Origin of the sequence: Vibrio sp. AIC-3 (genome assembly GCF_013114515.1) — a bacterium.
Lineage (GTDB): Bacteria > Pseudomonadota > Gammaproteobacteria > Enterobacterales > Vibrionaceae > Vibrio > Vibrio crassostreae_C.
The window spans coordinates 79,963-101,412 of the sequence record NZ_VTXG01000005.1 but is presented as its reverse complement, the minus strand read 5'-3'; the positions used below and the strand labels follow the sequence as shown (position 1 = coordinate 101,412).

Here is a 21,450-nt window from a genome sequence, read left to right as displayed (position 1 = left end):
GAAGGTTTGCTCGATGATCACCCATAAATTTGAACATCCTCTAAATGAGAAAACACGCATCTACTTAAGAGTCGAATCACTCTTGAGGCAGCTACACTTGTCTTCTACATTTTCCGATGCTCAACAGTATCAACTCTTTTTCCGTTCCATCTTTGATCTGATTGAAATCTTCGAACAGATCCAACTCAAGAGCGAACTCGCAAAAGATATTGAGAAGCAACGTGTAACCTACAAAAGTTGGTTGGGTGTTGAAGGTGTCGATCAAGAGATGCTGACATCACTACTTAATGACATTGGTAACATCTATCGTGATCTGATGCAGGCAGAGCGTTTTGGCCAGTCACTTAAAGAAGACCGCTTCCTAAGTGCAATTCGCCAACGCTTTAATCTTCCAGGTGGTTCATGCTGCTTTGATCTGCCCGCACTGCATTATTGGCTGCACCTTCCTCTCGATAAGAGAATGCGAGATGCCAAAGCTTGGATGGATAGCCTACAGCCTCTGTATGAAGCGCTAACACTGTGGTTGAAGCTCACCAGAGAGACGGGTCACTTCAAAGAGCAAATCGCTCGTGCTGGCTTCTTCCAGAGCGATGCCGATGAAGCGAATATCCTTCGTCTTTCTATTCCGATGCAATACGGTGCCTACCCGATGATCTCCGGTCACAAGAACCGCTTTGCTGTTAAGTTCATGAGCTTTGAAACTGGGCAAGCCTGTACTCAAGACATCGAATTTGAATTGGCAATCTGCACCTAATTAATTTCCTTTTATAGTTTGGCTTGAGTCCTCACTCGAGCCTAAACTCACTATTATTACACCTTCAAATTAAGAATCACTATGTCGAAGAAAATCACCATCGTTAAATGCCCTCAATGTAATGCTGACGTTGAATGGGGCGAACAAAGCCCGCACCGCCCGTTTTGCAGCAAGCAATGTCAGATGATTGATTTCGGTGAATGGGCAGACGAAGAGAACAGCATCGCTGGCGCACCAGATATGTCGGATAGCGATGGTTGGTCGGAAGATCCGTACTAAGCGAGTAGCGAGTAGCGAGTAGCGAGTAGCGAGTAGCGAGTAGCGAGTAGCGAGTAGCGAGTAGCGAGTAGCGAGTAGCGAGTAGATTTTGAAGGGTTGGCGTTTAACGTCAATCCTTTTTTATTGCCTATAACACGGCGTTAGTAGAGATTCCCTACTCCTTCCTTCGTCAGTCTAGGGAATGACGGTTAAATATGAGTTTCGGTTTGTTCCGTCATCCTCCAGAGCGAGGAATGAGCTAATTGGGGATCTCTTACCTGCGAAACTCCAAATAACAGACACAAAAAAGCGGAGCCAAATGGCTCCGCTTTTATCGATAGAATGCAAAAAGAATTACTTCTTAGTAAGCTTCTCTTTAATACGAGCTGACTTACCAGAACGCTCACGTAGGTAGTACAACTTGGCACGACGTACTGCACCACGGCGTTTAACTTCGATGCTATCAACCATTGGAGAGTGAGTTTGGAACGCACGCTCTACGCCTTCACCGTTCGAGATCTTACGAACTGTGAATGCAGAGTGTAGACCACGGTTACGAATAGCGATTACAACGCCTTCGAAAGCCTGTAGACGCTCACGGTCACCTTCTTTTACCTTAACCTGAACTACAACAGTGTCACCTGGTGCGAATTTAGGAAGGTCTGATTTTAGTTGCTCTTCTTCAAGAGCCTTGATGATGTTGCTCATTTGTATAAATTCCTAGAATAAACTGATACTAAATTTAATAGGTTACTGCTTGCTTTTCGTTAAGAGCGTTGCTCTTTAATGAATTCAGCCAGTAATTGTTCCTGTTCGTCAGTCAGAGCTAGGTTTTCCAGGAGTTCTGGTCTTCTTAGCCAAGTTCGGCCCAACGATTGTTTTAATCGCCAGCGACGAATGTCCTTATGGTTTCCAGACTTGAGTACCGATGGTACATCTTTATCGTCTAGCACCTCAGGGCGCGTATAATGGGGACAATCTAGCAAACCATTTGCAAAAGAATCTTCTTCTGCTGAAGCGAAATCTCCAAGTACACCCGGAACAAACCGAGATACTGAATCAATCAGCGTCATGGCTGGCAGTTCGCCACCCGTCATCACAAAATCTCCAATCGACCATTCTTCGTCAACTTCAGATTGAATGATGCGCTCATCTACCCCTTCATAGCGACCACAAATAAGAAGTAAATTCTCGTTTGTTGCCAGCTCTTCAACACCTTTCTGGTCGAGTTTACGACCTTGAGGTGAAAGATAGATAACTTTCGTCTTTCCCGGTGCTGCTTGCTTGGCCGTTGTGATAGCGTCGCGCAAAGGCTGAACCATCATTAACATGCCAGGACCACCACCGTAAGGTCTGTCATCAACAGTGCGATGTTTATCATGAGTGAAATCACGAGGATTCCATGTCTCAATAGATAAAAGACCTTTTTTAACCGCTTGACCTGTTACTCCAAAATCAGTAACAGAACGGAACATTTCAGGAAAAAGGCTAATAATGCCAACCCACATGTGTTCTCTCGCTCTGTAATTTGGAGTTAGAATCCAGGATCCCAGTCAACTTCGATCCGGCGAGCTTCGCGATCAACTTTCTTGATCACTTGCTCTTCAAGGTACGGTACTAACCGTTCCTTTTGGCCAAAAGCATCTTTAAGATTTGCTTTGATTACTAGAACATCGTTCGAGCCAGTTTCTAATAGGTCAGTGACCTCACCAAGGTCGTAACCTTTAGTGGTAAAAACTTGCATACCGAACAATTCGCGCCAGTAGAATTCATCTTCTGACAATTCAGGTAACGAAGCAGGGTCAATAGCAATTTCAAAGTTAGTCATCAGTTGCGCGTCTTCACGAACATCTAATCCCGCTAGCTTACATACATAACCTTGGCCATGACGTTTCCAGCTCTCAACTTTGTACTCAACCCACTTACCCTTTAGGTTTAAATACCAAGGGCTGTAATCAAATATGCTTTCAGCATTGTCTGTGTAGGAGAACACTTTGAGCCAGCCACGAATACCATAGGTAGACCCAAGTTTACCCATGACAATTCTATTATTTTGCTCGCTCATAGTTTCTTTACCCTTCATCGACATAAGCTATTTCTCTTTAAAAAAGAATTAAGCCGCTTTTTGAGCGTCTTTAACTAGCTTAGCTACACGATCAGATAGAGATGCGCCTTGACCAACCCAGTGGTTAACACGATCTAGGTCTAGACGTAGACCTTCTTCTTGACCTTGAGCTGTAGGGTTAAAGAAACCTACTTTCTCGATGAAACGGCCAGTTGCAGCGTTACGGCTATCCGCAACTACGATTTGATAAAATGGGCGCTTCTTTGCACCGTGACGTGCCAAACGAATGGTTACCATGTCGTCCTCTTTGCTTTCTTAATAAAATAATTAACCCCAAGTATAAGTAAATAGCTTGGGGTCTCGTGCCAAATTAAAGCCCCGGAATTTTACTCTTATTCCGGTGCAATGCAAGGGCTTTAGCTATTTTTTCACCAACATAGCTGCCGTACACTTTCTGTGACACGGCTAACACTATGAAAAGTAACGTAGCTAAAGCTTACATTTGTAGATTATCGACCAAACGGGTTAAAGCCACCACCCATTCCGCCCATACCTCCACCGCCGCCCATCATGCCTTGCATGTTGCGCATCATGCCTTTCATGCCACCTTTCTGCATCTTCTTCATCATCTTCTGCATTTGGGTGAACTGCTTAAGCATACGGTTTACATCTTGTACCTGTGTACCAGAACCAGCGGCAATACGCTTTTTGCGAGAGCCTTTGATTAGGTCAGGGCGTTGACGCTCTTTCATGGTCATAGAGTTGATGATCGCTTCCATTTGCTTGAACATCTTGTCATCAACTTTATCTTTAACGTTATCTGGTAGCTGAGACATGCCTGGAAGCTTATCCATCATGCCCATCATGCCGCCCATGTTTTGCATCTGACCTAGTTGTTCACGGAAGTCTTCAAGGTCAAAGCCTTTCTTCTCTTTGAACTTCTTAGCCAGTTTCTCTGCTTTCTCGGTATCAACGTTTTTCTGTAGGTCTTCAATAAGAGACAGTACGTCGCCCATACCTAAGATACGAGAAGCAACACGATCTGGGTGGAACGGTTCTAGTGCGTCAGTCTTTTCACCAACACCCAAGAATTTAATCGGCTTGCCTGTGATATGACGAACAGACAGAGCAGCACCACCACGCGCATCACCATCAACTTTCGTCAAGATAACACCGGTTAGTGGTAGCGCATCACCAAAGGCTTTTGCAGTGTTCGCAGCATCTTGACCTGTCATTGCATCAACAACGAACAGTGTCTCTACTGGTTTAATTGCAGTATGAAGCTCTTTGATCTCACCCATCATCTCTTCATCGATAGCCAAACGACCCGCAGTATCGACAAGTAGCACGTCGTAGAATTTCTTCTTCGCGTGGTCGATTGCAGCGTTTGCAATATCAAGAGGCTTTTGATCAGCTGAAGATGGGAAGAAGTCTACGCCAACATCGCTTGCTAACGTTTCAAGCTGTTTGATTGCCGCTGGACGGTAAACGTCGGCAGACACAACCAAGACTTTCTTCTTGTCACGCTCAGTTAGAAGCTTAGATAGCTTACCTACCGATGTGGTTTTACCCGCACCTTGTAGACCCGCCATTAAGATAACGGCTGGCGGCTGCGCTGCTAGGTTAAGAGCCTCGTTAGACTCACCCATCACCGCTTCAAGTTCAGCTTGAACGATCTTAATGAATTCTTGACCAGGCGTTAGAGATTTAGAAACCTCAACACCCACAGCGCCTTCTTTTACGCGCTTAACAAAATCGCGGACAACGGGCAGTGCAACGTCGGCTTCAAGTAGCGCCATACGTACTTCACGCAGCGTCTCTTTAATATTGTCTTCGGTCAGACGACCTTTACCGCTGATGTTCTTCAGCGTTTTGGATAGACGATCCGTTAAATTATCAAACATAGTTTTCTCTTCGCTCAAAACTGCGACTATTACTGTGAGTATACATTAGCGCGGATTAGAGTCATACCCGTTGTAGAGCGTTAATCATCCGTGCTTGTGATGTGAGACATTATTCACTTGGAATTGAATGAGGTTCGCCATAGCCCCAAAGAGCGATGCGAGGTATAATTCGCCAATTAGTAATCATTAAAATGGATACCATGGACAGTCTTATTGCGATCGCAGCAGCCTTTCTTTATACAATGGCGATTTCCACGATCATTCCAGGTCTCGTGCACCAAACAGGAATCCGTGTAAAAACGGTGTTTATCAGCGCATTACTTGCTCTAGCTTTCCATGCTTGGTTGCTTGGCGATTTGATTTTTAATGCCAGTGGCCAAAACCTCAGTATCTTGAACGTTGCTTCATTAATCAGTTTAATCATATCTGTGGTAATGAGCGGTGCAATGCTCAAAACCCGTCTGTGGTTTATCTTACCCGTCGTCTATAGCTTCGCTGCGCTGAACTTGATGGCTGCCACTTTTCTTCCAAGCACCTTCATCAAACATCTAGAGAATGACCCAAAACTGCTCGTGCACATCTCTTTGGCTCTATTCTCATACGCAACGTTAACTATCGGCGCGCTATACGCCCTGCAACTTGCTTGGCTAGATCACAAACTTAAAAAGAAAAAAGCCTTAGTGATAAACCCTAACCTACCTCCTTTAATGATGGTAGAGAGACAGCTTTTCAAGATCATTCTGATTGGTAATGGTTTATTAACGGGTACTTTGCTGACTGGCCTTATCTTCGTACAAGATATGTTTGCTCAAGGAAAGGCGCACAAAGCGGTATTGTCTTTTATCGCTTGGGTTATCTACTCCATCCTTTTATGGGGTCACTACCAAAAAGGTTGGCGTGGACAGAAAGTCACTTGGTTCGCACTTGCCGGCGCCAGCATGCTCACATTGGCCTACTTCGGTAGCCGCTTCGTTCAGGAAATCATCCTGAACTAGTCTGTAAAATAAAGGCAAGGTCTCACACACCTTGCCTTTAAAATATTGAGTCCGTTAGATTCAATTGACATCTCGACCATGTTCGGTCATAAATTAATCAAGATACACAAATAGGAAAAGAATAGTTTTGGACGACATATCAACGGGTATCTTATTTGCGCTACTCGCGTGTCTCATTGTAATTTCTGGTTATTTCTCTGGTTCCGAAACGGGCATGATGTCCTTGAACCGCTACCGTTTAAAGCACTTGGCCAATACGGGTCATAAAGGTGCCAAACGCGTAGAAAAACTTCTGAACCGCCCAGACAGATTGATTGGCCTCATTCTCATCGGCAACAATCTCGTCAACATTCTTGCATCTGCGATCGCTACTATTCTTGGTATGCGCATCTACGGGGATATCGGTGTGGCTATCGCTACTGGTACCCTGACTCTCGTGATCCTCGTATTCGCCGAGGTAACCCCAAAGACTATCGCTTCTCTATTTCCTGAACGTGTCTCTTACGCCAGTAGCATCCTTTTGATGGTGCTGATGAAGGTACTGTCACCGTTGGTGATTTTAGTTAACTTCATTACCAATGGCTTCATTCGTATCTTAGGTGTCAAAGCCAGCCATGATGCAACCGACCACTTGAGCTCCGAAGAGCTTAGAACCGTGGTAAATGAAGCCGGTAGCTTAATCCCTCAACGTCACCAAGATATGTTGGTGTCGATTCTAGATTTAGAGCACGTGACCGTGAACGACATCATGGTGCCGCGTAATGAGATTACCGGTATCGACATTAATGATGATTGGAAATCGATTGTTCGCCAACTGACCCACTCTCCTCATGGTCGTGTGGTTCTCTACCGTGACCAAATAGATGAAGTGGTCGGCATGCTTAGGCTGCGTGAAGCTTACCGTCTGATGCTTGAAAAGAACGAATTCAATAAAGAAACCCTGTTGCGTGCCGCGGATGAGATCTACTTTATTCCTGAAGCGACACCACTCAATATTCAACTGCTTAAGTTTCAACGCAATAAGCAGCGCATCGGTTTGATTGTTGATGAGTATGGCGACATCAATGGTTTGGTTACATTAGAAGATATTCTAGAAGAGATCGTAGGTGAGTTTACCACCTCAATCACCCCAAGCTTATCTGAAGAGATTACTCCGCAAAGCGATGGCAGCTTCTTGATTGAAGGCAGTGCCAATATCCGAGATATCAACAAAGGCTTACAGTGGGCACTGCCTACCGATGGCCCAAGAACTCTGAATGGTTTGATACTGGAACACCTTGAAGATATTCCAGAGAGTCACCTCAGTGTTCAGGTAGCCAGCCACCCAATGGAAATTGTTGAGCTTGAAGAGAACCGCATCAAACTGGTTCGCGTGTTCCCACAGATCGTGAACGGCTAACTGAGATATCACTGAAGCTCACATAAACAAAAGACCCGGTTCATTAAACCGGGCCTTTTAGTATCTAACTCGCCCTATCTAGGGTAGCTATCAATGACTAGTCGATCTTAAGCTCTTGCAGCATAGACTCTGGCAGTGCCAGTTCATCATTCTTGTTTACAGAGATGCCTGCAGCGATGATCGCATTCGCGATCTCTTTCGCTTCATCCAAAGAGTGCATTGCCGCGGTACCACATTGGTATTCGTTCAGCTCAGGGATCTTATTCTGGTTCTCAACTTTCAGTACGTCTTGCATCGCTGCCAACCAACCGTCAGCCACTTGTTGTTCTGTAGGCGTACCAATCAGGCTCATGTAGAAACCAGTGCGACAGCCCATCGGTGAGATATCGATGATCTCTACATCTGAACCGTTCAATTGATTACGCATGAAACCAGCGTATAGGTGCTCTAGAGTATGGATACCTTTCTCAGATAGGATGTCTTTGTTTGGCGCAGTAAAACGCAGGTCAAACACAGTGATGGTATCCCCTTTTGGGGTTTGCATTGTTTTAGCAACACGAACGGCAGGTGCGTTCATGCGTGTGTGATCAACAGTGAAACTATCTAATAAAGGCATTGCTCTTCTCCATGACGGCTGGCTTTAGAAAAACCAGCTTCGATTGTCTTCTAGTTCTTTGCGGCACTGTTTCAGCTGCCATCCATAATCTTTTGCTTGCTGTTCGACTTTGCGCGCCACCTTAATTAGCGATGGCTTGCTGTTGTATGACTTACGCTTATAACCACCACGGCCTTCATGATAAGCCAGGTATTGGTTATATGGGTCCCATAGTGAGATGCCCAATTGACGACGCGTCTCGCTGGTATACCAACCGATGAACATCAATGCATCATCAAAGTTGGTTCTTGAGCCACCGTTATTGGTCGCCTTTTGGAAGTCTTCCCAAGCAGGATCTTGAGCTTGTGCATAACCGTAGGCACTGCTTACACGCCCCCACGGTATAAAGCCAAGAATGTAATCTTTAGGTGGGCGCGCATCATGACGATAGCTACTCTCTTGTTTCACAAAAGCCATCGCAACGTTAATCGGCGTGCCCCACTCTTCTTGCATATCCAAAGCATCTTCATACCATGAAGGGTGCTCTCGAAAGATGCTACACAAATTATCTTGCAGCTTTGGCGGTGGCGTTGCACATCCAACCAATAGGCTAGAGACAACACCAACAGTCACCACAGGTAACCATTTACTACTCACACGAGTAGGCTGACCTAATAAGGCTTGCTTCCTTTCCACCAAAGTCTCGCTATGCTTTTAAATACGAAAAATAATCCGCTAAGAAGCTATCAAAATCTTGAGTGCTTGCTTCTTCACTTTGTTGCTGAGCAGTCACAGAGCGTTGAACTTCTGCTTCCATCAACTCAGCTGAGTAAACTTTGTATTGGTGTGCTTTGTGCTGCTCTGCATACGTTTTACCTAACGTACAGCCCACTTTACCTAAACCACCTAACTTCTTAGTCTCTTCTAGCAACTGGCCAGAAATGGTCAGCTCTGGGTTATCAATCCAAGCTTCAAGCGTATCGCAGGTTTCTTGATATGCACGACCACCTTGTTCAGCGTCCATCATTTCGGCAATAGAGCGTAGGTCTTTAAAGACACGCTTCGCCCAATCTTGCAGAGACAAGCGCTCGCCATGACAACCAATTTGCAGCTCTAGACCAGCTTGACGACCTTCTAAGATCACCTTGTTCCAGTTGTCGCGCCAGCACTCAAGTTCGCAGTTATCCATCTCAGCAGAGTCTGTTAGTACACTCCACGTTAGGAATAGATCCAAGAAGCGAACTTGCTGTTCGGTGATACCGATTGAGCTGAATGGGTTTACATCGAGAGAACGCACCTCGATGTACTCAACACCTCCGCGAGCCAACGCTTCAGATGGCTTCTCACCACTTTTCGCGACACGCTTAGGACGGATTGGAGCGTAAAGCTCATTCTCAATTTGCAGTACGTTGCTATTTAGCTGACGGTATTCACCATCAACCTTAGTGCCAATTTCGGCGAATTCTTCTGATGGCGTACGAATCGCTTGATTCAAACCTTCAAGGTACTGACCCAGGCTGTTGAAGCCAATCTTCAATACACTTTGCGCACTGTTCGTGTAACCAAGATCACTCAGGCGCAGCGCCGTTGCTTTTGGCAGATACAATGTCTCACCAACCTTTTCAAAAGGTAGGTTTGTTTCTCTTCCTTTGATGAAAGAAGAACATAGCGCAGGTGAAGCACCGAAGAAGTATGGGATTAACCAACCAAAGCGGTAGTAGTTACGAATCAAACCGAAGTAAGCATCTGACTTAGATTCACAACGCGCTTCTTCTGTTTGCTCTCCAAACAGGCTATCCCAAAAGCTTTCAGGGAAAGAGAAGTTGAAATGAACACCAGAGATAATCTGCATCAAGCTACCGTAACGACGTTTTAGGCCTTCACGATATAGCGTCTTCATCTTACCGTTGTTAGAGGTGCCGTATTGCGCTAGTTGAATGTAATCTTCACTGCCAACGTAACAAGGCATAGAAAGCGGCCATAGTTTTTCGCCGTCTAACTTGGTTTGCGTGAAGTGGTGGATATCAGACAACTGATTCAAAAGCGTCGGAACGTCGTTAGAAACAGGCGTGATAAATTCCAGTAGCGACTCAGAGAAATCGGTCGTTACCCATTCGTTCATCAACGCAGATCCCAAAGCCTCAGGGTGCGGCCCAGTAGCAAGGTGCCCATCTTCCGTGTAGCGTAATGTTTCCCTTTCAACACCACGACCAAATTGAGAGAAGGTCTTAGGGTTGGTTGCAACTTGCTTTAGTCGCGCAGCAAAATCAGTCAAAATTCAGTTCACTTATCTTATATTGTTCTGATTAGAACTATCATAAATTAGGTTGGAGGAGAAAAGTAGAGTCTCTTCCCTCCCCCTTTAATGTGTACTCTAACGAATGATTTCAAGCTCTTCTATTGGAATATCTAACTTTTCTAATTGCGGGCGAAGCGAAGTCGCGTCACCAACAACGATTATTTGATAATCATTCGGGTCAAACCATTTCTTAGATAGCTCGTTTAAGGTCTCTTTTGAAACCGTTTCAACTATCTGATTACGCTGTTGTAGGTAATCTTCATCAAGGCTCAATGCAACAATATTACTCAACAACCCCGCCTTTTGACTTGGCGTTTCGTATTTAAGTGCATCTTGTTGACCGACGGCAAGGCGCATAAATTTCACCTCTTCGTCAGTTAATCCACTTTGGCTAAACTCATTCAGCTCATTAATAAACTCTTGAATCGATGGAACCGTCGCATTCGCCCTTACCTGCGCGCTAAATACCACTGCGCCAGTTTCACGAGTACTTGCGAAGTAACCGCTTGCACCGTAAGTGTAGGCTTTGTCTTCACGTAGGTTCTGGTTGATACGGCTATTGAAGTTGCCCGCTAAGTTAAAGTTAGCTAACTGGCTCAAATACAATTCGCCCGTCGCATCAAACGGCAGGCCCTTACGAACCAAGCGAACAATGCTTTGCGGCGCACCCGGTTTATCAACTAAGTACAGGTGCTGACCAGAAAGCTCTTTAACGATCTGTGGACGCGTTAATGGTGCCGCATCGCCTTGCCACTCTTCAAAGAATTGTAGCTGTTTCCCTGCCTCTTTCTTCGAGATGTCTCCCACCACAACAATATTGGCACCTTCTGGTGTGTAATGTTGCGCATAGAATTTTTTCACATCGTCTAAGGTCAATTTCGATAGAGATTCCTTAGTACCATCACTTGCACGAGCAAAAACAGTGTCACCAAACAGCACTTCACGGGTTGCTTGAGAAGCCATCCAGCTTGGCTGCTGATGCTGATACACAACGCCTTCTAGCATCTGTTTCTTAACGCGCTCAAAATCTTGCTCATCGAACTTAGGATCGAATAGAACCTCTTGCACAATCGCTAAGGTTTGAGGCAAGTTTTTCTCTAGCGTCGAGACTGAAATATCTGTGGTGTAGCTGCCCGCACTAATGCTCACGCTGCTACCAAGTTTATCTAAGGTCGCTTGTAACTCTTCAACGGTTCGTTTAGTTGAGCCTTCTTCCATCATCGAAGCCGTTAGGTTCGCTAGGCCTTCTTGCCCTTTGCGAACATAGCGTTCGCCTGCAGGCAATTGAATTTGCAGCTGTACTGTCGGCGTTTCACTGGTCACGGTACCAATTAAGTCAGTGCCATTTGCAAAGTGCATGCGGTACAACTCAGGCATGGTCGCCTCAACACCAAAGTTCACTTCTGGCATCACACTGCGATCAAAGGTATCCGGTGCCTTTCTGAAATCCAGTTGATCTTCCGTCACCTTGCTGTATTCCGGCAACGTACGTGGTGGCGTGGTAAAGGTCGCTTCACGAACCGCCAAATCGAGCTTTTTCTTAGGAACCACACTCAAGGTAACCTTGTGCTTACCTTCGATGAAATCTTGGTATGCCTTGCTCACGCTCTCAGGCGTCACCGCTCGGATTTGATCGAGTTGTGATTCAATGCGATCAGGCTGACCATAGAAGGTTTGGTTCGACGCGAGTTGCGACACCTTACCTTTAACGCTTTGCAATGCAAAAACAGCATTCGCTTCGGCCATGCCAGTGATCTGGTCTAAACGCTCTTGCTCAACGCCCTCTTTCGAGAATTGCTCCAGGGTATCCATCAGCTCTTTATTGAGAACCGTCAAATCGCCTTTTTCACCTGAGTTGCCCATTGCATACACGTACATGGTACACGCCAACTCAGCACAATCATGGAAAGAGCCAGCGCTGACGGCCTTCTGCGTTTTTACGAGGTTTTGATATAGGTAACTGTTGGTACCTGAACCTAACACGTTAGACAATGCATTCAGTGAAGCTTGCGTCTCTTCACCGCGATACGTTGTTGGCCACCCCACCAGCACCATCGGCTGACGAATATTGTCTTCTAAGGTGATGTATTTATCTTCTGTTAGAACAGCAGGTTGCTTCTCTGCCGCCTTCACTTCAGGGCCTTGAGGAATTGAACCAAAGTACTTGTTAACCCATTCTAGCGTGTCATCAACGTCGATATCACCACCAATCGTTAACACGGCATTGTTTGGGCCGTACCAACGCAGGAAGAACGCTTTAAGATCATTCACGTCAACACGGTCAAGATCTTCAACATAGCCGATTGGTTGCCAAGAGTAAGGGTGACCTTCAGGGTAAAGCGCTTCGCCCATGCGTTCCCACATCAAGCCGTAAGGACGATTTTCGTAGCTCTGCGCTCGCTCGTTCTTGACCGTGCCTCTTTGAACCTCAAATTTCTTCTGAGAAACAGCATCCAACAAGAAGCCCATTCGGTCTGATTCTAACCACAACATTTTCTCAAGTTGGTTAGAAGGAACAGTTTCAAAATAGTTGGTGCGGTCACGGTTGGTCGTGCCGTTTAACGAGCCACCCGCTTCGGTAATGATCTTAAAGTGCTGTTGGTCACCAACGTTCTCTGAACCCTGGAACATCATGTGCTCAAAGAAGTGAGCAAAGCCCGACTTGCCTATCTCTTCACGTGCTGAACCGACGTGATAAGTCACATCAACATGCACCAACGGATCGGAATCATCAGGGGAAAGAATAACTGTCAGGCCGTTTTCAAGCTGATACTTGGTGTAAGGAATCACCACTTTATCTTTAGAGGGCTTTACCTCTTCTAACAGAGTGACACCTTCAGGTAACGAGGAAAAGAAGGGCGTTGAGCTAGGTACATTGTAAGAACAGCCTGCAATGGCGATAAGAGAAAATGTACCAAGTAAAACCTTTTTCATAGGTTCTCCTTAGAAAAAACCGAAGTAGATAGCAGCAAGTAAGCTATAGCGAGCGGCTTTGCCAATCGCTATCAAAATAACGCTAGGGATGAATTTCATTCTTAGCCAACCCGCAGCGAGACACAAAGGGTCACCAATGATCGGTAACCAACTAAATAACAGTGTCCAGTAGCCATAGCGACTCAGCCAAGCCATAGCCTTATGACCATGCTTTTCAGATTGAGTTCGATTAGGCAACCACAAACCAATCCAATAGTTAGTCAGGCCGCCTAAGGTATTGCCTAATGTCGCCACTAGAATGATCGATGAGGTTGAAAACTGATCTAAGCTCAATGCAGCCACAAGGCTAGCTTCTGAACCACCGGGTAGTAACGTGGCACTCAAGAAGCCACTGATGAAGAGTACCCACAGCGCCGAGTCCGAGAACCACAGCGCGATATTTTCAAAAAGGGAGTTAAAAAATTCTAACACTGCCTATCAACTTTCTTGCATTTTAAGTAGCACCTTGCCTCTGGTGTGTCCGGTTTCAACCTGCAGGTGCGCCGACTGCGCCTCGTCTAACTGGTAGATACCTTGAATTTCTGTTTTGAGCAATCCGACACTGACCATGTAAAGCATGGTGTCCATTTGCTCAGGGTTTGGTTCAACCAGCATGCCTGATGCAGTAAAACCTAATAGTGTTGCTTTCTCACAGATAAGTTCTGCAGATAGAGTCGGTACTGTCACTACTCGCGCGCCATCTTTCAGGCACTTCAACGCATCAAGCGCGGTATCGCCACCGACCAAATCAATCAACACATCAACATCAGAAACTCTTTCCGACGCTGGCGCAAACTTATAGTTAATTGCGTGAGCACCTAACGTCGCAAGGTAATCAAGATTGGCTTCGCTGCAGGTTGTGTAAACCTCAGCTTTTGCTGCCACTGCAATTTGAACCGCAAGGTGACCAACGCCGCCCGCGCCCGCTAAAATAAGCACGCGGTCGCCTTCTTTCACTTCGGCTTTGTTGAGCGCTTGTGCCGCTGTTTGACTCGCAAGTGGTAATGCAGCTGCCGCTTCTAGAGTGACAGAATCAGGAACCATACTTAATGCAGCTTCTGGAACACACACATATTGGCTGTAACCGCCACCTTGCAGTGGAAAACCAATAAAGCCAGCCACGTTATCACCAACAGTAAAGCGTTCAGCCTGTTCGCCTAGCGAGACAATTTGCCCTGAAATATCGTAGCCAGGCACCCAAGGCAGGTTATCTTTGTTTTGTGCTGCCGCCCAACCAAGACCCGCTCGGGTTTTGACATCAATCGGATTAATGCCTGAAAAGGAAACTTTAACCACCACTTCTCCAGCCTTAGGCTCAGGGATCGCACTGGTTTGAATACTTAGGTTTTCGACGCCGCCGAATTGAGTAATCGCAATCTGTTTATTTTCCATTTCCACATTTCCTTGATTGATAAAAGCCCTAGTGAGCAAGCACCCTAATTAATAAAAAGAAAGGGATGCGAAAGCATCCCTTTGACTATAAACCATTTAATAAGGCTAAGTTAACCGCTCATTCGTAAATTGACGACCAATTAACGTAACGATACATGACCCAGCAAATCCACTAGCCCACGAGAGCTAATAGAATACCCGCCGCAACCGCACTACCAAGTACACCGGCTACGTTCGGGCCCATTGCATGCATCAACAAGAAGTTCTGAGGGTTTGCCTCAAGACCAACCTTGTTCACAACACGTGCCGCCATTGGAACCGCTGATACGCCAGCTGCGCCAATCAGTGGGTTGATGTCCTCTTTCGAGAATCGGTTCAACACCTTAGCCATCAATACACCACCCGCCGTACCGATACTGAACGCGACCGCACCTAAACCTAGAATACCCAATGTTTCTAAGTTCAAGAACGTATCCGCTTGAAGCTTAGAACCAACCCCTAGACCTAGGAAAATAGTTACAACGTTAATCAGTTCGTTTTGAGCTGTTTTTGAAAGGCGATCAACCACACCCGCTTCACGCATTAAGTTACCCAAACAGAACATACCAACTAGAGGTGTTGCTGAAGGTAGGAACAAAATCGTCATCAATAGTACAGCAAGCGGGAAAAGAATCTTCTCGGCTTTGCTAACGTGACGAAGTTGAGCCATCTTAATTTTGCGCTCTTCAGGAGACGTTAACGCTTTCATGATTGGTGGCTGAATGATCGGAACCAAAGCCATGTAGCTATAAGCCGCTACTGCAATGGCACCTAAAAGATCCGGAGATAACTTACTCGCCAAGAAGATCGCAGTTGGGCCATCGGCACCACCAATGATCGCAATTGACGAAGCATCGGCCATCGAGAACTCCATTCCTGGAACGTAGTTCAGCAAGATCGCGCCAAATAGCGTCGCGAAGATACCAAACTGAGCCGCAGCCCCTAGCCACAACGTTTTAGGGTTCGCAATCAACGCACCGAAGTCCGTCATCGCACCAACACCCATAAAGATCAGCAGTGGGAAAATACCTGTCTCAATACCAATGTAGTAGACGTAGTAGAGCAAACCACCTGGATCAGTAAACCCAGCATTTGGAATGTTTGCTAATACAGCACCAAAACCAATAGGCAGTAGAAGTAACGGTTCAAATCCTTTACGAATTGCCAAAAACAACAGTAAGCAACCAACCAGCATCATACAGATCTGGCCGAACTCAAAGTTCGCAATCCCTGTTTCAGACCATAAGGTCATCAATCCTTCCATGGTACTCCCTTACGCTAAGCTTAGTAGTGGAGCGCCTACAGTAACTGCATCGCCTTCTTTAACATTCAATTCTTGAACGATACCACCACGAGCAGCACGAACTTCCGTTTCCATCTTCATCGCTTCTAGGATTAGTAGAACGTCGCCTTCAGAAACCTCAGTACCCGCCTGAACGTTTACTTTAAAGATGTTACCCGCCAATGGAGCTGGAACCGCTTCAGCGTCAGACGCTGCTACTGGTGCAGCCTGAGCAGGTTTTGCAGATGGCGCCACCGATGTCAGTTCACCTTGTGGGCCAACTTCAACATCGTAAACTTGACCATCAACCTTCACGCTGTAGCTTTCAATACCACCAGAAGCTTGTACAGGAGCTGCAGCAACTGGAGCCGCAACTTCTAGCGTTGGTGCAGGTTCAAATGCTTCAGGATTACGACGGTTCTTAAGGAACTTAAGACCCACTTGTGGGAAGAGCGCGTAAGTCAGTACATCATCAACCGTATCTTCAGCTAGAGAGATACCCTCTGATTTCGCTTTCTCTAACAGATCCGTCGTTAACGTATCCATTTCAGACTTAAGTAAATCAGCAGGACGACAAGTAATCGGCTCTGCACCGTCTAGAACTTTCGCTTGCAGTTCAGCATCCACTTCAGCAGGAGCTTGACCGTATTCACCTTTCAGTAGACCAGCAGTCTCTTTCGTGATGCTCTTATAGCGTTCGCCCGTTAAGACGTTAATAACCGCTTGAGTACCGACAATCTGAGAAGTTGGTGTTACTAAAGGAATGTAACCAAGCTCTTTACGTACGCGTGGGATCTCTTCTAGAACTTCATCCATGCGATCGGCGGCGCCTTGCTCTTTAAGCTGGCCTTCCATGTTAGTTAACATTCCGCCAGGAACTTGAGCGATTAAGATGCGAGAATCGACACCTTTTAGCTGACCTTCCCATTTCGCGTACTTTTTACGTACATCACGGAAGTAAGCCGCGATGGGTTCGATTTGGTCTAGTTTAAGATTCGTGTCGCGCTCTGTACCTTCTAACATCGCAACAACCGTTTCGGTTGGCGTATGACCGTAAGTACAGCTCATTGAAGAAATAGCGGTATCTAGAATGTCGATACCCGCTTCAACGGCTTTAACCGCTGTTGCAGTCGATAGACCAGTTGTCGCGTGGCTATGCAGTGCTAGAGGAACGTCACACGATGCTTTGATACGTGTAATCAGCTCTTCTGCTTCATACGGCTTTAATAAACCTGACATATCTTTGATACATAGTGAGTGACAACCTAGGTCCTCTAGGCGCTTAGCCAAATCAACCCAAGTATCTGAATTGTGGACCGGACTGGTTGTGTAAGACAACGTACCTTGAGCGTGGCCACCAACGTCGATCGTTGCTTTCACTGCTTTTTCAAAGTTACGCACGTCATTCATCGCATCAAAGATACGGAATACGTCCATGCCGTTTTTATGGGCACGTTCAACAAATTTTTCTACTACATCATCCGCGTAGTGACGGTAGCCCAATAGGTTTTGACCACGCAGTAGCATCTGCATTGGTGTGTTTGGCATCGCTTTTTTCAGCTCACGCAAACGCTCCCATGGATCCTCGCCAAGAAAACGGATACACGAATCAAACGTCGCGCCGCCCCAAGTCTCAAGTGACCAGTAACCGACTTTATCCAGTTCTGCCGCAATTGGCAGCATATCTTCGATACGCATACGAGTAGCAAATAGTGACTGGTGCGCGTCACGAAGTACCACATCTGTGATAGCTAGTGGTTTAGACATGCTCATAAACTCCTTTTTAATCCTTTAAATACTACTTAGCAGTAGACGCACGGTATTGATGAACCGCGGCCGAAATTGCAGCCACTACCTGTGGACTAACAGCTGAAGGGTTTGATTGTGATTTTTGAATTTTTTTAGGTGCTGCGATCGGCTCTGGTACTTCTTCTGGTACCAGTTTTGACATCAACCGAACGAGGTAAACTAGAATAGTTAGGAAAATAAAGACAACGGACATCCCCGTTATCATTAGAGTCGCCGCATCTCCTAGCAGGCTTCCAATATTAGTCATGTTGCTTCCTTTCTTCGTCATCCTGACATACGTACAGGATTTCAGCGAATAGTGATCCCGACCCATGGATTATCTCGATTGGTAAAAGTTTGTCAATTTTGTTTAAGGTTCTGTTACGGATAACGCACACATAAGGTTAATTATTCGCCTATCAGATCACATAAATCTGTCAAATACGTCATTTTTAGATATTTAAACTGTGACTTAAACGGGGCTTTTCTGGGGATTGATATGAGAAAGGTGGAATAACAAAGAAGCAATCAAGAACTACTTTAAATACAACAAGTTAAACAACGAACAAATTTAACATTGTCGCAACAAATTTGCAGCAGACATAAAAAAAGCCTCGTATAAACGAGGCTTTTTCTAATAATGTGGCGCGCTCTGGAGGATTCGAACCTCCGACCGCCTGGTTCGTAGCCAGGTACTCTATCCAGCTGAGCTAAGAGCGCACGGTTTTAATATCAATTCATTGTTACTAACAACAGATCAATATAAGGATTTCATTCTTATAAGAAAGAAGCCCTAAATAGTGGCGCGTCCTGGAGGATTCGAACCTCCGACCGCCTGGTTCGTAGCCAGGTACTCTATCCAGCTGAGCTAAGGACGCACGGTTTTTGATATTAATTTTCGACGAACGATTTATCAATATCAGGATTCACATTCTTATAAGAACTAAACCCTAAATAGTGGCGCGCTCTGGAGGATTCGAACCTCCGACCGCCTGGTTCGTAGCCAGGTACTCTATCCAGCTGAGCTAAGAGCGCACGGTTTTAGTATCAACTTAGTCAATACAAGGACTTTCATTCTTAAAAGAAATAAACCCTTAAATAGTGGCGCGTCCTGGAGGATTCGAACCTCCGACCGCCTGGTTCGTAGCCAGGTACTCTATCCAGCTGAGCTAAGGACGCACGGTGTTCATTCATTAAGAATGAAGTTGTGAAATATATCACATTCTTCTTGCTACGAAGAAAAAAAAAGGCCATCGGCCTGTAATGAATGGCGGTGAGGGAGGGATTCGAACCCTCGATGCAGCTACAAACCACATACTCCCTTAGCAGGGGAGCGCCTTCGGCCACTCGGCCACCTCACCTAATTCATTATTCTCAAATCACTTACAAGTAAGAGAAGAGAGAATGGCGCGTCCTGGAGGATTCGAACCTCCGACCGCCTGGTTCGTAGCCAGGTACTCTATCCAGCTGAGCTAAGGACGCACATTTACATTGTCTAAATTGCTAATTTTAGACTCGCAAGAAATGGCGGTGAGGGAGGGATTCGAACCCTCGATGCAGCTACAAACCACATACTCCCTTAGCAGGGGAGCGCCTTCGGCCTCTCGGCCACCTCACCGTCTTGCGGAGGCACATATTACGTTTTACCGAAAATATGTCAAACACTTTATTGAAAAAAATTGGACAAAAACACTCAACCGTTTGCTATTTAATCAAAGCGCTTGCAAATTGAACTTATAAGATTCAAATCGCGCTTTTTCCCTTAAAAATTAAGGTGAAAGATTGGCAATAATAAACAGCCGAAAACAATTATCTAATTTCTCCAGCAGCAAGTGCTACCGCTGATGGCACAATACTACGGGATGCGTATTTTCGCCATAGGGGAAGCGAATAAATCTTGAGTTTTGCCAAACAAAATACAGAGCAACAGTTCTGTTCAACCTTGTCTGTATCTCGCAGCATCACAAAGCATTCACTTCACCACTTTGAGACCGATCCGTTATCCAACCCATCTATGTCCCAATCAGTGTTTCGGTTCCCCAAGATCAAAAAAGGCTAGCAACAATGCTAGCCTCTTCTCTACGCAAAAGTATTAGTAGTTGCCAGATGCAACATTACCATTACCTTTTTCAGCTTGAATGCGCATGTAGATCTCTTCACGGTGAACAGATACTTCTTTAGGTGCGTTAACACCGATACGTACTTGGTTACCTTTAACGCCTAGTACAGTAACTGTTACTTCATCACCAATCATCAGTGTTTCGCCAACGCGGCGAGTCAAAATTAGCATTCTTTGCTCCTTGAGTAATCTCTAAATTTATCTAGCTACGAGAGCATTATCCAACAAAAGTTATATTTTCGTAAACTATCGATTGAGTTTATTTAACCAAAATGCACTTCTTTTTTAGGATAACCCTGTGTTTCACGCGCTACGATGTATGCATTGTGTAATATGTTAGCAGCCATATCGACTTGCGTTGGTGATATCACCAAAGTTAAAGACTGCTGCTGCAATAAGTGATGCTGTACATCAATTTCGCCTTCAGACAACAATCCATGTGAACTGACCACAATTTCTTGTGTTCGGCTTCCTACCACAGTTAACAAACTAACCTGTTCACTATTACGGATTTTCTCAGCAAAAACTAGTTTTAATTTGGCACTTATGTCTTGTTTAATAATGAGTGCTGCCCGTTCTGTTTCCTCGATCACACTACAGACTTCGATCCCCAACAGTTGGCAATGTGAAATGAAAGACGGTAAATCTTCATTCAAACACTCGATACGCACCATATCTCTTTGGATGGCGATGCCAGCAATATCATTCAAACACTGATTACCCGCGATCAATGTGCCCTCGCCTTGTTCAAAGCTTGAAAGCACTCGCAATGACACGTTGTGCTGCCATGCATACTGAACACAAGGAAGGTGCAATACCTTAGCGCCTCGGCGAGCCATCTCTTCCATAGAAGGAAAGTCTAAAGTATCTAATTTCTGAGATTGTTTTACGACTCTAGGGTCACAAGAGTAAACACCATCTACATCAGTATAGATCTGGCATTCTTTCGCCTGCAAGGCACCTGCAAGCGCGACCGCTGTAGTATCTGAACCACCGCGGCCTAATGTCGTGATATCACCTTTCGCATTGAATCCTTGAAAGCCTGCAACAATAACAATCTGGTTGTCATCTAGCAGAGCTTGAATCGGAGCAGTATCAATACGCTCAATCGCTGCATTATTATGATTAGAATCCGTGTGTATCTTGGCTTGATAGCCAGTCATCGATGTCGCTTCATAACCTAACTTGTGTAACGTCATTGCTAACAAGGCCATGGAAACTTGCTCGCCAGCCGTTAACAACACATCCAGTTCTCTAGCGTTTGGTACGCTATCAACTTGTGTAGCTAAGTTAACTAACCGATTTGTTTCACCAGACATAGCAGAAACGACAACCACGATCTGGTTCCCTTCATTTTTCGCTTCAATGATTTTTTCTGCTACATGATGGATTCGTTCAATTGAACCCACCGACGTTCCACCAAATTTCTGCACGATAAGAGGCATTTTCACCCGTCCTCACCTTCCCAAGACCAATGTCTATATATGACAAAAAAACACATACTCCGCGTCAGGGCGAAGCAATAAAAAATTAACCAAGGAGTTTAACGCCACCATTAGACTTCTTGGTTAATCTCAATCAAACCTTG

20 protein-coding genes and 7 tRNA genes are annotated in these 21,450 nt (G+C 45.4%); 4 read left to right on the top strand and 23 right to left on the bottom strand.

From position 1 onward, the window contains the following. Positions 1-13 precede the first annotated feature (13 nt). Together zapD and yacG are read left to right on the top strand one after the other, a co-directional pair. Positions 14-754, top strand: a complete 741-nt coding sequence (gene zapD / locus F0229_RS05720; protein ID WP_171732433.1) for a cell division protein ZapD — start codon at positions 14-16, stop codon at positions 752-754. 81 nt (positions 755-835) lie between these two features. Then, positions 836-1,033, top strand: coding sequence for a DNA gyrase inhibitor YacG (gene yacG, locus F0229_RS05715; protein WP_010435916.1), 198 nt, complete (start codon positions 836-838; stop codon positions 1,031-1,033). Positions 1,034-1,366: 333 nt separating this feature from the next. On the opposite strand, the gene rplS is transcribed toward yacG, so the two are convergent. The 5 genes from rplS to ffh all read right to left on the bottom strand — a co-directional run bounded on the left by rplS (position 1,367) and on the right by ffh (position 4,981). Then, positions 1,367-1,720, bottom strand: a complete 354-nt coding sequence (gene rplS, locus F0229_RS05710) for a 50S ribosomal protein L19 (RefSeq protein WP_004735514.1) — start codon at positions 1,718-1,720, stop codon at positions 1,367-1,369. A 59-nt stretch (positions 1,721-1,779) separates the two neighbouring features. After that, positions 1,780-2,520: a tRNA (guanosine(37)-N1)-methyltransferase TrmD gene (trmD, locus tag F0229_RS05705; protein WP_017061056.1), complete on the bottom strand. Its 741-nt coding sequence runs from the start codon at positions 2,518-2,520 to the stop codon at positions 1,780-1,782. Between the two features lie 26 nt (positions 2,521-2,546). Further along, positions 2,547-3,101 (bottom strand): ribosome maturation factor RimM, encoded by a 555-nt coding sequence (gene rimM / locus F0229_RS05700; protein ID WP_017063236.1) that lies wholly within the window; start codon positions 3,099-3,101, stop codon positions 2,547-2,549. A gap of 24 nt (positions 3,102-3,125) precedes the next feature. Next, complete coding sequence (gene rpsP, locus F0229_RS05695) at positions 3,126-3,374, bottom strand: 30S ribosomal protein S16 (RefSeq protein WP_004410028.1); 249 nt, start codon at positions 3,372-3,374, stop codon at positions 3,126-3,128. A gap of 212 nt (positions 3,375-3,586) precedes the next feature. Then, positions 3,587-4,981 (bottom strand): signal recognition particle protein, encoded by a 1,395-nt coding sequence (ffh, locus tag F0229_RS05690; protein WP_010435884.1) that lies wholly within the window; start codon positions 4,979-4,981, stop codon positions 3,587-3,589. 200 nt (positions 4,982-5,181) lie between these two features. Here ffh and F0229_RS05685 point away from each other — a divergent pair, with 200 nt between their 5' ends. Together F0229_RS05685 and F0229_RS05680 are read left to right on the top strand one after the other, a co-directional pair. Then, positions 5,182-5,976 (top strand): inner membrane protein YpjD, encoded by a 795-nt coding sequence (locus tag F0229_RS05685; protein ID WP_019825854.1) that lies wholly within the window; start codon positions 5,182-5,184, stop codon positions 5,974-5,976. 127 nt (positions 5,977-6,103) lie between these two features. Beyond that, positions 6,104-7,375, top strand: a complete 1,272-nt coding sequence (locus F0229_RS05680) for an HlyC/CorC family transporter (RefSeq protein WP_017068872.1) — start codon at positions 6,104-6,106, stop codon at positions 7,373-7,375. Positions 7,376-7,472: 97 nt separating this feature from the next. Here F0229_RS05680 and luxS read toward each other — a convergent pair whose 3' ends face one another. The 18 genes from luxS to F0229_RS05590 all read right to left on the bottom strand — a co-directional run bounded on the left by luxS (position 7,473) and on the right by F0229_RS05590 (position 21,307). After that, positions 7,473-7,991, bottom strand: coding sequence for an S-ribosylhomocysteine lyase (gene luxS / locus F0229_RS05675; protein WP_017056597.1), 519 nt, complete (start codon positions 7,989-7,991; stop codon positions 7,473-7,475). Positions 7,992-8,015: 24 nt separating this feature from the next. Continuing rightward, complete coding sequence (locus tag F0229_RS05670; protein ID WP_171732432.1) at positions 8,016-8,666, bottom strand: hypothetical protein; 651 nt, start codon at positions 8,664-8,666, stop codon at positions 8,016-8,018. Between the two features lie 10 nt (positions 8,667-8,676). Further along, positions 8,677-10,245, bottom strand: a complete 1,569-nt coding sequence (gene gshA / locus F0229_RS05665; RefSeq protein WP_171732431.1) for a glutamate--cysteine ligase — start codon at positions 10,243-10,245, stop codon at positions 8,677-8,679. A 99-nt stretch (positions 10,246-10,344) separates the two neighbouring features. Then, entirely contained in the window at positions 10,345-13,203 is a 2,859-nt protein-coding gene (locus F0229_RS05660; protein ID WP_171732430.1) for a pitrilysin family protein, read from the bottom strand. Positions 13,204-13,212: 9 nt separating this feature from the next. After that, a complete protein-coding gene (locus F0229_RS05655) occupies positions 13,213-13,674 on the bottom strand; it encodes a YqaA family protein (RefSeq protein WP_017059555.1) in 462 nt (153 codons plus the stop codon). Between the two features lie 6 nt (positions 13,675-13,680). Next, complete coding sequence (locus F0229_RS05650) at positions 13,681-14,634, bottom strand: NADP-dependent oxidoreductase (RefSeq protein WP_017065778.1); 954 nt, start codon at positions 14,632-14,634, stop codon at positions 13,681-13,683. A 172-nt stretch (positions 14,635-14,806) separates the two neighbouring features. After that, a complete protein-coding gene (locus tag F0229_RS05645) occupies positions 14,807-15,937 on the bottom strand; it encodes a sodium ion-translocating decarboxylase subunit beta (protein WP_019825842.1) in 1,131 nt (376 codons plus the stop codon). 9 nt (positions 15,938-15,946) lie between these two features. Further along, positions 15,947-17,722, bottom strand: coding sequence for a sodium-extruding oxaloacetate decarboxylase subunit alpha (gene oadA, locus F0229_RS05640; RefSeq protein ID WP_017059560.1), 1,776 nt, complete (start codon positions 17,720-17,722; stop codon positions 15,947-15,949). Positions 17,723-17,753: 31 nt separating this feature from the next. Further along, positions 17,754-18,011, bottom strand: coding sequence for an oxaloacetate decarboxylase subunit gamma (locus F0229_RS05635; RefSeq protein WP_004741884.1), 258 nt, complete (start codon positions 18,009-18,011; stop codon positions 17,754-17,756). A 375-nt stretch (positions 18,012-18,386) separates the two neighbouring features. Further along, positions 18,387-18,463, bottom strand: a tRNA-Arg gene (locus F0229_RS05630). Between the two features lie 81 nt (positions 18,464-18,544). Continuing rightward, positions 18,545-18,621, bottom strand: a tRNA-Arg gene (locus F0229_RS05625). An 80-nt stretch (positions 18,622-18,701) separates the two neighbouring features. Beyond that, positions 18,702-18,778, bottom strand: a tRNA-Arg gene (locus tag F0229_RS05620). 67 nt (positions 18,779-18,845) lie between these two features. Further along, positions 18,846-18,922: transfer RNA gene (locus F0229_RS05615), tRNA-Arg, on the bottom strand. Between the two features lie 89 nt (positions 18,923-19,011). Beyond that, a tRNA-Ser gene (locus F0229_RS05610) sits at positions 19,012-19,104 on the bottom strand. A gap of 44 nt (positions 19,105-19,148) precedes the next feature. Beyond that, positions 19,149-19,225 (bottom strand) — tRNA-Arg (locus F0229_RS05605). Positions 19,226-19,268: 43 nt separating this feature from the next. Further along, positions 19,269-19,361, bottom strand: a tRNA-Ser gene (locus F0229_RS05600). 474 nt (positions 19,362-19,835) lie between these two features. Further along, the gene (csrA, locus tag F0229_RS05595; protein ID WP_004415691.1) at positions 19,836-20,033 is read right to left on the bottom strand and encodes a carbon storage regulator CsrA; all 198 of its coding nucleotides are present in this window, start codon (positions 20,031-20,033) and stop codon (positions 19,836-19,838) included. A gap of 92 nt (positions 20,034-20,125) precedes the next feature. After that, complete coding sequence (locus F0229_RS05590) at positions 20,126-21,307, bottom strand: aspartate kinase (protein WP_017063224.1); 1,182 nt, start codon at positions 21,305-21,307, stop codon at positions 20,126-20,128. Positions 21,308-21,450: the final 143 nt, after the last annotated feature.